At 70.8% G+C, this 12,110-nt stretch carries 15 protein-coding genes and 1 pseudogene; 14 read left to right on the plus strand and 2 right to left on the minus strand.

Annotated features, from left to right (window positions below):
• Positions 1-197, plus strand: a pseudogene (locus ACIBEF_RS22075) (IS701 family transposase); the annotation flags it as partial.
• Between the two features lie 260 nt (positions 198-457).
• On the opposite strand, the gene ACIBEF_RS22080 reads toward ACIBEF_RS22075, so the two are convergent.
• Positions 458-1,408 carry a DUF3500 domain-containing protein gene (locus ACIBEF_RS22080; RefSeq protein ID WP_396795070.1) on the minus strand — a complete coding sequence of 317 codons (951 nt, stop codon included), beginning with the start codon at positions 1,406-1,408 and terminating at the stop codon, positions 458-460.
• A 31-nt stretch (positions 1,409-1,439) separates the two neighbouring features.
• Positions 1,440-1,787, minus strand: a complete 348-nt coding sequence (locus tag ACIBEF_RS22085; protein ID WP_396795145.1) for an ankyrin repeat domain-containing protein — start codon at positions 1,785-1,787, stop codon at positions 1,440-1,442.
• 275 nt (positions 1,788-2,062) lie between these two features.
• Between ACIBEF_RS22085 and ACIBEF_RS22090 the strand changes: the two genes are divergently transcribed.
• The 13 genes from ACIBEF_RS22090 to fxsT all read left to right on the plus strand — a co-directional run bounded on the left by ACIBEF_RS22090 (position 2,063) and on the right by fxsT (position 12,053).
• Positions 2,063-2,440, plus strand: a complete 378-nt coding sequence (locus tag ACIBEF_RS22090; protein WP_030490949.1) for a signal peptidase I — start codon at positions 2,063-2,065, stop codon at positions 2,438-2,440.
• A gap of 112 nt (positions 2,441-2,552) precedes the next feature.
• Positions 2,553-3,008, plus strand: a complete 456-nt coding sequence (locus tag ACIBEF_RS22095; RefSeq protein WP_396795071.1) for a cysteine dioxygenase — start codon at positions 2,553-2,555, stop codon at positions 3,006-3,008.
• Between the two features lie 43 nt (positions 3,009-3,051).
• Complete coding sequence (locus ACIBEF_RS22100) at positions 3,052-3,540, plus strand: rhodanese-like domain-containing protein (protein WP_396795072.1); 489 nt, start codon at positions 3,052-3,054, stop codon at positions 3,538-3,540.
• Between the two features lie 50 nt (positions 3,541-3,590).
• Positions 3,591-4,124, plus strand: a complete 534-nt coding sequence (locus tag ACIBEF_RS22105) for a winged helix-turn-helix domain-containing protein (RefSeq protein WP_396795073.1) — start codon at positions 3,591-3,593, stop codon at positions 4,122-4,124.
• Positions 4,125-4,371: 247 nt separating this feature from the next.
• Entirely contained in the window at positions 4,372-4,977 is a 606-nt protein-coding gene (locus ACIBEF_RS22110) for a winged helix-turn-helix domain-containing protein (protein ID WP_355007887.1), read from the plus strand.
• Positions 4,978-5,018: 41 nt separating this feature from the next.
• A complete protein-coding gene (locus ACIBEF_RS22115; protein WP_396795074.1) occupies positions 5,019-5,681 on the plus strand; it encodes a uridine kinase in 663 nt (220 codons plus the stop codon).
• Positions 5,682-5,845: 164 nt separating this feature from the next.
• Positions 5,846-6,244 carry a TraR/DksA C4-type zinc finger protein gene (locus ACIBEF_RS22120; protein WP_124823205.1) on the plus strand — a complete coding sequence of 133 codons (399 nt, stop codon included), beginning with the start codon at positions 5,846-5,848 and terminating at the stop codon, positions 6,242-6,244.
• 48 nt (positions 6,245-6,292) lie between these two features.
• Positions 6,293-7,165: a DUF72 domain-containing protein gene (locus ACIBEF_RS22125; RefSeq protein WP_396795075.1), complete on the plus strand. Its 873-nt coding sequence runs from the start codon at positions 6,293-6,295 to the stop codon at positions 7,163-7,165.
• Positions 7,166-7,276: 111 nt separating this feature from the next.
• Positions 7,277-7,462 (plus strand): hypothetical protein, encoded by a 186-nt coding sequence (locus tag ACIBEF_RS22130; protein ID WP_396795076.1) that lies wholly within the window; start codon positions 7,277-7,279, stop codon positions 7,460-7,462.
• Positions 7,455-7,883, plus strand: a complete 429-nt coding sequence (locus ACIBEF_RS22135) for a DUF2267 domain-containing protein (RefSeq protein WP_396795077.1) — start codon at positions 7,455-7,457, stop codon at positions 7,881-7,883. The genes ACIBEF_RS22130 and ACIBEF_RS22135 overlap by 8 nt, the downstream gene beginning before the upstream one ends.
• Positions 7,884-8,130: 247 nt before the next feature.
• Positions 8,131-8,436 (plus strand): hypothetical protein, encoded by a 306-nt coding sequence (locus tag ACIBEF_RS22140; protein ID WP_238672152.1) that lies wholly within the window; start codon positions 8,131-8,133, stop codon positions 8,434-8,436.
• Between the two features lie 9 nt (positions 8,437-8,445).
• Positions 8,446-9,723: a cupin domain-containing protein gene (locus ACIBEF_RS22145; RefSeq protein ID WP_396795078.1), complete on the plus strand. Its 1,278-nt coding sequence runs from the start codon at positions 8,446-8,448 to the stop codon at positions 9,721-9,723.
• A gap of 404 nt (positions 9,724-10,127) precedes the next feature.
• Positions 10,128-12,053 carry an FxSxx-COOH system tetratricopeptide repeat protein gene (gene fxsT / locus ACIBEF_RS22150; RefSeq protein WP_396795146.1) on the plus strand — a complete coding sequence of 642 codons (1,926 nt, stop codon included), beginning with the start codon at positions 10,128-10,130 and terminating at the stop codon, positions 12,051-12,053.
• The last annotated feature ends 57 nt before the right edge of the window (positions 12,054-12,110 follow it).

The raw sequence follows: 12,110 nt of genomic DNA on the forward strand, positions 1-12,110 counted from the left end.
GTGCTTCGGCCCCCGCCGACACCAGCGACGAGACCCTCATCCGCATCGCCGGAACCCGGTGGGCGATCGAGGAATGCTTCCAGACCGCGAAGACCGAGGTCAGCCTGGACCATTACCAGGTGCGTCGCTACGACGCCTGGTACCGGCACATAACACTCGTTCTGTGCGCCCACGCCTACCTCGCCGTCACCGCCGCACACGCCAAAAAGGGGTGGTGCCGGATTCGAGCAAGAGGGTCTCATTCCTCTCACCCTCGGCGAGGTCCGACGTCTCCTGGCACACCTGATCACCACCATCCGACCCTTCGACCACACCCATCGATGACCACGATGGCGACGCCGACACCAGCACCGCGCCAAAACAGCCCACTACCAGCGAAGACTCCACCTCTAAGATCGACGGGGCGAGGGCGGGGCGGGGCGGGGGCGGGGCGAGGGCGAGGGCGGTGAGGGGTGGGTTAGTGAGGGTGGGTTTGGTGATGGGTTGCCAGGACGTCGGCGCCGAAGTCGCTGGCGGGGCGGCGCAGCACGGTGTGCGCGTGGTTGCCGTCCGCTGTGGTGTTGTCGTACTCGATCAGCAGGTCGTCGCCCTGTACCCGGTAGTAGTGCCGCCGCCCGGGGTGGGTCGGGCCGGCCCAGGCGAAGTGCAACGGGCCGGAGTCCAGTCGGGTCGCTTCCCGGATGGCCAGCTCGGGCGGTAACCGGTCGAGGTAGAGGGCGACCACCTGGTCGAGCAGGGCGCGGCCGGTCGGTCCCAGTCGCTGTGCCGGTACGCCGAGGGGCTCCAGCGGCGCGTCGACCCGCCCACGGGTGGCGCTGATGATGTCCGCCGGGGCCTCGTCGGCGATGATCGCGGCAGCCCGCTCGGCGGGGCCCAGCGCGTCGAGCAGGGCGCGGGCCAGGTCCTCTTCGACACCGAGTGGGCGGGAGACCGGCCGGCCGGCGTAGCGGACGGCGGCTGGGTTGGCGCCGAAGAAGATCGGCGCGGGGGAGACCTGACCGTCCACCACTGTCATGTTCACCGACAGGTGGTGCCCTTCGAGTCGCCACGCCCAGCGGTCGTCGCGCGCGGGGTCACCGAACACGGCCACCCAGTAGTCGGCGCTGTGCCGCCCGCGCTGCCAGCCCTCGGCCCGGTCCAGCACCTCCTCCAGTGAGATGATCGCCATCGCCTGTGCGTACGCCGAGGGGCTGAGCGCGGTGGCCAGCAACCGGTGTGCGGCCTTGCGGGCGGTGACGTCGAGTTCGGCGAGGCAGACGCCCGGTCGGGGTCGGGGCCGGTATTCCAGCCAGCGTCGGGCCGCCTCGTCGTCGAACGAGTGCACGGCGCTCTCACGGGCGGCGGGGTCGAGCGCGGTCAGCAGCGAGGTGGCGGCCGCCCGCATCTGCTCCGGCAGGGGATCTTCCACCGACCCTGTATACCGGCCGGCCGTGCCGGTGTCAGCCGACGCGCAGCAGCTCTGTCATCTCCGGCAGGTCGAAGAAGCGCGCCGTCTCGATGGCCGACGGGTTGCCGTGTGCCGGATCCGCGCCGGCGGCGAGAAGCGCGCGGACCGCTTCGGCGCTGCTGCGGAAGACCGCCGCTGCCAATGCGGTCTGACCTCGGTCGTTGGCTCGGGTGTGGTCGGCGCCGCGGCTGAGCAGGGCGGCCACCGTGTCCGGGTGGGAGTGGTACGCGGCCAGGATGAGCAGCGTGTCGCCCTTGTCGTTGGTGAGGTTGACCGGCAGGCCGGCGTCGATCTGCGCCGCCAGTTCGTCGGTGGTGCCGGCGCGGGCCAGGTCGAACATGCGGTGCGCGAACGCCAGCGTCTCGGCGTCGAGGTTCTCGGTCACCGGTCCAGGATAGGGCGTGTATCCCGGATCCTCGCCCGCCGACGACGGACCCGGACGACGCCCGGCAGCGTTGCCTGGACGTCCGGATGCAACACCGGTATCCGGACGTCCAGCCGCCTTGCCGGATCGCCGTCTGGGCCTCGTCTCGGCTCGACGAGGATCCGGGGTACACGTCCCCGCCACACCGGTCCTGATAGGTTGCTCGGCCGGCGCGCAGGGTGAGGGGTCCGATGGGTGAGACGGTGTACGTGGGCAACGCGGGCGTGGACGGCGCCACCAACGCTGGTTGGTTGCTCGGGCACTTCGCGCCGCCGGGGGAGATCCGGCACAGCACCGACGTCGAGGTGAAGTGGGGCGTGCATCCGCCCGGGCAGGCCCGGTCGCGGTGGGCGACCGGCGAGGTGCGCACCACTCTGCTCGTACTCGTCGAGGGGTGTTTCCGGGTGGAGCTGCCGGACCGGACGGTGCGGCTGGCCGCTCCGGGCGACTACGTGGTGTGGGCGCGTGGGGTGGACCATTCCTGGTTCGCCGAGCGCGCGTCGGTGGTGTTGACAGTGCGCTGGCCCTCGTTGCCGGGCTACCGCGCGGACCCCCCGGTGCTGCGCTGATTCACCCGAGCGGATGACCTGCGTCCCACCAGACGGAATTACCTACTAAACCTATAGGCTTTGCCGTCTAGAGTACGAGAGCACCCCGCCGAACGACCCGCGAGGAACCGCCATGACGCACCACCGTCCGGAGCCCGACCTGCTCACCGTTGCCGCCGGGTGGGCCGACCCGGCCGGCTGGCCGGTCGCGCTGCGCTTCGATCCAGCCGAGCGCTGGTACGCCCGTCTCGCCGTCGGCGACGAACACGAGGTGTGGGCGCTGAGCTGGCTGCCCGGGCAGGGCACCGACCTGCACGACCACGGCGGCTCCTCCGGAGCGTTCCGAGTGGTCAGCGGCGTGCTCACCGAGGAGACGGTCAGCGCCGGCCGACTGCGCCCCCGACTGTTGCCGGCCGGTGCGGGCCGCCGCTTCGGCCCCCGGCACGTACACCAGGTGACCAACCGGGGCGTCGATGCGGCGGTCAGCGTGCACGTCTACCGGCCGGCGCTGCTGCGGATGACCCGCTATCACCTCCTCGACGGGCGGCTGCGGGTCGCCGAGGTCGCCGAGGCCGGTCGGTCCTGGTAGTCGCGCGCCCCGAGAACCCCCTGTCACCGGAAGGAATCCGATAATGCAGACAACCGCCGAGCACTGTCCCGCCCCCGTGCCGCCACCGGGATCCCGGGGCATCGACGAGATCCTGGCCGCCGCGCGGGCCCGGCTGCGCCGGCTGGACCCGGAGCGGGCGCACCTCGCGTACCGGGGCGGAGCGCTGCTCGTCGACATCCGCCCGGCGGCACAGCGGGCCGCGCACGGCGTGGTGCCAGGCTCCCTCATCGTCGAACGCAACGTGCTGGAGTGGCGCTTCGACCCACGCTGCGCGGCCCGGCTGCCGCAGGCCGTCGACTACGACGTGCCGGTGGTGATCCTCTGCCAGGAGGGCTACACGTCGTCCCTGGCCGCCGCCGCTTTGCAGGACGTCGGGCTGCACCGGGCCACCGATGTGGTCGGTGGGTTCGCGGCCTGGCGCATCGCCGGCCTACCGGCCCTCGGCCCGACCCCACTGCACCACCCTTCACCCCTCGCGTCCCCGGTCAACGCCGGGTGGGCGCCCCGCTGACCGTCACGCCACACCCGGCGTGGCGCGCGTACCGCCACTCAGGAGGCACCATGTCCGTCGTCGCCATCCCCACGCGCCGTCACCCCGGCGTGCGTCCGTCGGCCCGTCCGCGCACCAGCCCGACCCTGACCATCACCCTCGACCTCGTCCCCGGGCCGCTGAGCCCTCGCCTGGCCCGGCTCGTGCAGCTGCTCGGCGAGCTGGCCGAATCGGGGGAGGGTCAACTGCAGGCCGTGGAGGAGCCCGCGTCGGGGCCGCGGCCGGCCCCGCGCCCCGCCGCACCGGACCACGTCCGCATCCTGGCCGGCTCGCGGATGGTCCGCCAGGGCGATCGGGACATCGCGCTGACCCGCATCGAGTACGAGCTGCTGCTGTTCCTGGCCGAACGGCCCCGCCGGGTCTTCACCCGCCTGCAACTGCTCTCCAGCGTCTGGGGCTACGAGCACGCGGTGGCCCGGACGGTGGACGTGCACGTCCGCCGGCTGCGCGCCAAACTGGCCGGTTCGGAGGTGGTCACCACCGTCTACGGCGTCGGCTACCGGCTGGCCGACGAGGCCCTGATCAGCGTGGATCACGGCAGCTGAGCCCTGGTCCGGAGGCGATGTGGCCGCCTGGTGAACCGGTCGGGGACCCCCGTAACGGGGCATGTCGACGACTCTGCTGTAATCATCAGGACTCGTACGCAGAGCGAGCATCCGGCTCCGATGCGTTCGTCAATTGTCACATTCATGCAACGCAGCCGCCTCTTGACCCTCGCCCAGGCGCCGGGAAGCATCGATGAAGCGGCGTCCCGGGCCGTGGGGAGATACCCGGACCAGCCCAAGGAGGACCATGTCGGTCAGCCCCGCCTCGTCGCGTGCCGGATGGCATACGTCCCAACCCGCGGTGCCCGGTCGACCTCCCGGCGGCCAGCGTCGCCCGGCGAACACCGCCGCGCCCGTGCTCACTGTGACGCTGTCCATCCCACTGGCCTGTGAGGAGTCGCTGACCCCGGCGGCACGCCGGCTGTTGGAGGCCGCTCGCGAGATGCTGGAGCGGGGCGAAGGCGTGATCATCGGCTCGGTCCCGACCGAACGTCGCCCCGACCAGGCGCCCGCCAACCGGTCGCCGGCCCGCCCGATCAGCCCGACCATCCCCGCCCTGCACATCCTCGCCTCGTCGCGTTCGGTGCTGCGCGACGAGGAGCCGCTGCCGCTGACCCGGCTGGAGTTCGACCTGCTGCTGCACCTGGTCGCCCACCCGCGCCGGGTGTTCACCCGCCTGCAACTGCTCAACGCCGTGTGGGGCTACGAGCACGCCGGCGTGCGCACCGTCGACGTGCACGTGCGTCGGCTTCGCGGCAAGGTCGGCGTCGACGTCCCACTGGTCACCACCGTCTATGGCGTGGGCTACCGGCTGGCCGACGACGCCCGGGTCACCATCGACCGCAGCGGCTGACCGACGACACCTCCGCACCCGGCGCGGGGCAGGATGGTCCGGTGCGCATCCGCCCCATCTCGCCCGACCTGCTCGTCACCGAGCTGACCGGCCGGCTGGCCGACGCGGCGACCCGCGCCGCGAGCGCCGCCGCCGGGCCCGCGCGGCTGCGGGTGGCAGTGGACGGCGCCCCCGCCGCCGGCGCCGACGAACTGGCCGCGGCGCTGGTCGACCCGCTGCGCGCGCAGGGCCACCCGGTGCTGCACGTCCGCGCCACCGACTTCCTGCGCCCCGCGTCGCTGCGCTTCGAGCTGGGGCGCACCAACCCGGACTCCTTCTACGAGGCCTGGGTCGACGAGGCCGGGCTGCGCCGGGAGGTGCTCGACCCGGCCGCCGCCGGCGGCAACGGCCGGCTGCTCCCGTCGCTCTGGGACGCCGACGCCGACCGGGCCAGCCGTGCCCGCTACGTCGACCTGGCACCCGGCGGTGTCGTCCTGGTCAGCGGCTCACTGCTGCTCGGCGGCGGCCTGCCCTTCGACGTGACCGTCCACCTGGAGTTGTCCCCGGCGGCGCTTCGCCGACGCACCGAAGCGGCCCAGCAGTGGGCGCTGCCGGCCTTCGACCGGTACGCCGAGGAGGTCGCCCCGGCGAGCTTCGCCGACGTCGTGATACGCGCCGACGACCCCCGCCGACCAGCGCTCGTGGAGCCCGGCGAAAACGACTGACAACAACCGAGAATTCGTCGGTTTGCCCGGCTGGTCCGGCGGGTACTCGCCCGGCTCACAGAGCACGGGTGATCGCCCGCGCACCGAACGCGACCGTGACCGGGGCCCCGCGCCGCCGGCACCCGGTTCACCTTGTGCCACAGGCCCAGGAAAGGCAGGCAGCGATGCTCGTCCACGACACGGTCGGTACGGCCCGGTCCCAGACGGAGATCGACCAGATCCGACAGTCGCTCCAGGCACGCTACGACGAGCTGACCGCGGAGTACGACCAGGCGGTGCTCCAGAGCCAGGTGCTGCGGCTGGTGGAGGTCGGCGACACCGCCGGCGACGACCAGGCCGACAGCGGCACCAAGACGGCCGAGCGGGACACCGCCCAGTCCCTGTTGCGCACCATCCTCGACCGCCGCGCCCAGTACGAGCACGCCCTAGGCCGGCTCGAGGAGGGCACCTACGGCTGGTGCGAGGGCTGCTCGGCGGCGATCCCGGTGGAGCGGCTGGAGATCTTCCCGTCCGCCACCACCTGTGTGACGTGCAAGCAGACTCGCGAGCGGCGGGCGGCCTGAGCCACCTCAGCGGTTGCCGGTCGGTCCGGGACGCGATGGACTTCAGCCATGGGTGACATCCTCGTGGGCACCGCGTCCTGGACCGACCGCACACTGCTGGACTCGGGGTGGTATCCGCAGACCGCCGACACCCCGGAAAAGCGGCTGGCCTACTACGCCAAGCAGTTCCCGCTGGTCGAAGTGGACGCCACCTACTACTCGCCGCCCGCCGAGGCGACCGCGCGGCTGTGGGCCGAACGCACCCCGGCGGGCTTCACCTTCAACGTCAAGGCGTTCAGCCTGCTGACCGGGCACCCCACCCGGGTCAGCGCGCTCTACAAGGACCTGCGCCCGGAGACCGACAAGAAGAACGTCTACCCCGACGACCTGCCCGCGCAGTCGTACGAGGAGGTGTGGACGCGTTTCCTGTCCGCGCTGGACCCGCTGGTCGAGGCCGACAAGCTGGGCGCGCTGCTGTTCCAGTTCCCACCCTGGTTCACCATCAAGCGGGCCAACAAGCAGTACCTGCTGGAGGTGGCGAAGCGCTGCGCGCCGCTGCGCCCGGTGTACGAGTTCCGGCACGCCTCCTGGTTCGACGGCGACAACGCCGACGAGACCCTGGCCTTTCTGCGCGAGCACAAACTGCCGTACGTCTGCGTGGACATGCCGCAGGGCCACCGTTCGTCGCTGCCCCCGGTGCTGGCCGCCACCGCGGACCTCGCGGTCATGCGCTTCCACGGGCACAGCGACAAGTGGACCAGCAAGGACATCCACGAGAAGTTCGGCTACCACTACTCCAAGCGCGAGTTGGCCGACTGGGCGCCGAAGCTGCGCGAGCTGGCCGACGAGGCCGGCCAGACCCACGTGCTCATGAACAACTGCTACCGCGACTACGCGCAGACCAACGCCACGACCCTCGCGGCTCTCCTCGACGTCGACTGACCTCACCCGATCAGGGTGGGGACGACTCACCCCACCCACCGGCAGGGTGGACGCGGTGGGTACGGCCGTCCACGGGCGGCCGACGCCGGAGACGACACGGAGGTGACGGGGATGACGGTTCGAGTGGTGACGGATCGACGGCGTGGTGCCGTCCTGCACGTGGTCGGCACGCCCGACAACGCCCGGCGCGCACCACAGGGCAGCCCGGTGCGGGCCCGCCGTGGCCCGGTGGGGCCGCCGCGCCGCGCCGACGACCGACGGTGGGACACCACGGAACGGGGGTCGACCGATGGCTGACTCGATGATCTCGGCGTTCGAGTCCTCGCTGGACAAGACGAACCTCATTCTCAAGGACATCGAGAACGCCTACGGCTGGCCGAAGGAACGGCGCAACCAGTCGTACGCGGCCCTGCGCACGGTGCTGCACCTGCTGCGCGACCGGCTGCCGGTGGACGAGAGCGTGGAGTTCGCCCAGCAGCTGCCGGTGCTGGTACGGGGCATCTACTTCGATGGTTGGGTGCCGTCCGACGTGCCGATCAAGCTCAACCGTGACGACTTCCTCTACGAGGTTCGGCAGGGCTTCCCGTACGACGCGGAGGGTGGCCCGGAGCGGGTGACACAGGTGGTGCTGGACACGCTGCGCCGCCACGTCACCCAGGGTGAGTGGCAGGACGTGAAGGACACCATGCCCAAGGACCTCGCCACGATGCTGCCGTGACGGTCTGACACACCGCGAGCCCGCCCGACCGCTGTCGGGCGGGCTCTCAGTCGTCCTCGGCGGGCACCCGCGACACCCCACCAGGATCACCAACCCGTCCTGGCACTCTCCGCCGCCGCTCGCGAACTGCCCGTGTCGCCCCGGTTCGGCGTCTACGGTGAGGGTTAGAGAAGATCGCGCGTGGGGTACCACCCGCAGCACGACGGACCCCGGCGTACGGCGGGGCGGCACACCCGAGGGAGTACCGATGGCACTCAACGATGACGACATGCAGACCACCGGCGGCGGCGGCGCGGAGGGTCCGGCCGACGGCGGTGCGACCCCCGGCCAGCACGACGGTGGCGCTGACGGCGGCGCGGAAGGTCCCGCCGACGGTGGTGCCACCCCGGGTCAGCACGACGGTGGCGCCGATGGCGGCGCGGAGGGTCCCGCCGATGGCGGTGCCACCCCGGGTCAGCACGACGGTGGCGCCGATGGCGGCGCGGAGGGTCCCGCCGATGGCGGTGCCACCCCGGGCCAGCAGGACGGTGGCGCTGACGGCAGCGCCCGGTAGCGGCTCGCCATGACCTACCTCGACCCGCCGGGCGGCCACCACGGTCGCCCGGCGGTTCCGTCCGCCGAGGCCACCGCGGCGCTGGCCCGCTGCGTCTCGGTCGAACCGGCCAAGTTCGCCGCCGCGTACTGGGGGCACACCCCGCTGCTGTCCCGAGCCGCCGAACTGCCCGACCTGGCCGGCTTCACCGACCTGCTCAGCCCCGCCGACGCCGACGACCTGCTGAGCCGGCGCGGTCTGCGTACCCCGTTTCTGCGCGTCGCCAAGGACGGCCAGCTGGTCGCGGCTTCGCGCTGGACCGGCGGTGGCGGCGCGGGTGCCGAGATCGGCGACCAGGTGCTCGACGAGCGGGTCCTGGAGCAGTACGCGTCCGGGGCCACCCTCGTGTTGCAGGGGTTGCACCGGATCTGGCCGCCGCTCATCGACTTCGCCCGCGACCTGGGCCTCGCGCTCAACCAGCCGTTGCAGATCAACGCCTACCTGACACCGGCCGGCAGCCAGGGCTTCGCCACCCACTACGACACCCACGACGTGTTCGTGCTCCAGGTCGACGGCCGCAAGCACTGGCGAATCCACCCGCCGGTCCTGCCCGACCCGTTGGAGAAGCAGCCGTGGGGTGGACGCGCCGACGAGGTCGGTGCCACCGCGCAGGGGCCGGCCGCGCTGGACGTGGTGCTCGCCCCCGGTGACGCCCTCTACCTGCCCCGGGGATGGCTGCACAGCGCGCAGGCACAGGACGCCAGCTCGCTGCACCTGACCGTGGGCATTCGCGCGCTCACCCGCTACGCCCTGGTCGAGGAGCTGCTGGCGCTGTCCGCCGAGGACCAGCGACTGCGGGCCAGCCTGCCGTTCGGCACCGACGTCGCCGACCCGGACGCCATCGAGCCGGAGCTGACCGAGACCGTGGAGGCGCTGCGGGACTGGCTGCTGCGGGCCGACCCGAGCGCCGTCGCCGCGCGGTTGCGCCAGCGCGCCTGGCCGGCCGCCCGCCCGGCGCCGATCCGACCACTCGCCCAGGCCGACGCGCTGGCCACACTGGACGCCGACTCCCGGCTCACAGTGCGGCCGGGCCTGCGGTGGCAGCTCGTGCCACACGGGTCGGACAGCGTGGCGCTGCGGCTCTTCGACCGCACCATCACCCTTCCGGTGACCTGCGAGCCGGCCGCCCGCGCCCTGCTCAGCGGAGTGGTCACCCGGGTCGGCGACCTGCCCGGCCTGCCCGACGACGCCGACCGGGTCACCCTGGCCCGCCGCCTGCTCCGCGAGGCCGTCCTGATCCCGGCCTGACCGGTCGCATCGAGGACGGGCGCAGCGCCCTGGGCACACCCTGCCCAGGGCGCTTCACGTCCCGAGGACCTGACGAACGGTCAGTGACACCGGACGCCACGTCCTGTTGGATGTGGGGGACGGTGCCGCGAAGGGATTCGTCCATGGGTTCTGATGGTCGTCGCTCGGCCGGATGGGTCGTGGCCGGTGTGCCGATATTGGCTGCGCTGGGCGGCCTTGCCGCTAACGCAGCTTCCGACCAGCAGCGTTGGCCCAGGGCCCTTGAGCTGGTGCGACAGAATCCGTGGTTGACCTTAGGCGTCATAACTCTGATGTGTGTGGGATCCGAGGCGGTGTTGCTGTGGCCGCGCCGGAGATCCAAGAGCGTTGTCCCCGCCGAGACTGAGCAGCCGGGCCCGCGTCGTATGCCGAATCGGAATCCGTTGTTCACGGGCCGAGAACAGATGCTGGACGAGCTCCACCTGCGACTCGAATCATCTGTCGTCTGTCTGCAGGGCATCGGTGGTTCCGGTAAGACAAGTTTGGCAGTCGAATATTCGCACAGATTCAAAGAGCGCTTTTCCGTGATTTGGTGGATAGCTGCCGAACAGCCTCCGCTCGTAACAGAACAATTGGCGGCGTTGGCTGTCGAAGTGGGTGAAGCGACCGAAGGAACACCAGTCAAGGATGCTGCCGAGAAGGCTCGGGGCTGGCTGCGCGGCCACCGGGGCTGGTTGGTGGTGTTGGACAACATGCCGGGAACCGAGCTCGTTTCTCCGGCAATTCCCGATGGTGCTGGTCGAGTGCTGATCACCTCGCGAGCCAACTACTGGAATCAGCTAGGAGCGTTGATTCAAGTGGATGTATTCTCCCGGACAGAGTCGGTGGCCTTATTGACAGCGCAGTTGGGCGGGATCAGCCCGTCGGACGCGGACAGGGTCGCGAACGCGGTGGGCGATCTGCCCCTGGCGGTAGCGCAGGCGGCGGGTTTCATGGTGGCGACGGGCATGCGGCCCAGTGAGTACGTCGATGCGATCGACGCACATGCGATCGAGATTCTGGACCGCGGCAGGCCGGTCGGGTATCAACTGTCGTTGGCCGCGGTGGTCGCGCTCTCCGTCGAACGGCTCAGTGTCGAGGATCCCGTCGGGGTCAGCATCCTGAATCTGTGTTCGTTCCTGGGACCAGAGCCGATTCCCTTCACCTGGCTCACTCGTATGCCGCAGGAGGGAAGTCGAAGCGCCCTCGCCAAGGCCTCACCCGTCAAACTGAGGTCATCGGTGGGGCGGCTGGTGGAATTCGGCCTTGCGCGGCTCGACTCGGACGGAGGGTCGCTCGTGGTGCACCGCACGACGGCGGCAGTCGTGCGCGACCTGCTCACCGTACGGACGCGAAGCAGGCAGTGGCAGTTGGCCGGTGAATTGCTCGCCGCGAACCGATCCGACGACCCCTCTGAGTTGACCCTCTGGCCGCAGTGGTCCGTCCTGACTGCTCACGTCGGCCCGCATCTACGGCTGGCGCCCGGATCCGCCGACGCGGGCAGCCAGGATTATCGAAGAGTCGTTCTCGATGCCGCCCGGTATCTGGAGCTGTCCGGACAGGCCGCATCAGCGAATGAACTCGCCCGCGCAGCTCGCGAGAGATGGACCCAATCGCTGGGCAGCGACGATCTGGATGTCCTGCGGGCAGCTCGGCGCCAGTCGGCGACGCTTCCCCCGGCGCATCCCGACGCGTTGGGCATCGAGACGGACACACTTGCCCGCTTGCAGCGCCTGCTCGGTCCGGACGATCCGGAAACCCTGTCTTCGGCTGGCAACTGCGCCAGGGCCATGGCCGACCTCGGGAGATACGAGGACGCACGGCAGTTGAACCGTGACACTCTCACTCGCCTGCGGCGGATCTTCGGTGACGATGATCCCAGGACCCTGCTGTCCGCCGACAATCTGGCTAATCGAATGTCCGAGCTTGGTGAACACGAAGCTGCGAGGGCATTGCACCGCCAGGTCCTGGACCGCCGGGAAGTCGTGCTTGGTCACGATCATCCGGACACCCTGATTACCAAGGCCCAACTCGCTCTCGACCTCGCGAATCTCGGAGAACTGGACGAGGCGAGGACGTCGGGTCGCCTGTCCCTTGCCGAGCTCGGCCGCAGGCTTGGTCCCGACCACCGCAGCACTCTGCGGGCGGCGGCCATCCTCGCTGAAATTCTGCGCCGGGAGGGCAGTCTCCAGGAGGCGCGCGCTCTTGACGAGGAGACTCTCCAACGTCGCAAGCGGGTGTTGGGCACAGACCATCCCGAAACCTTGGCCCTGGCTCAGAGCCTTTTTCCGAACTCGTCCCAGCAGGGATGAGCCGGGAATGCCCGGTGTCTAGCTGGTGCTGTCTCGCGCGCCGAGCGCCACGTCCGT

The organism is Micromonospora sp. NPDC050795 (genome assembly GCF_044456785.1).
GTDB lineage: Bacteria > Actinomycetota > Actinomycetes > Mycobacteriales > Micromonosporaceae > Micromonospora.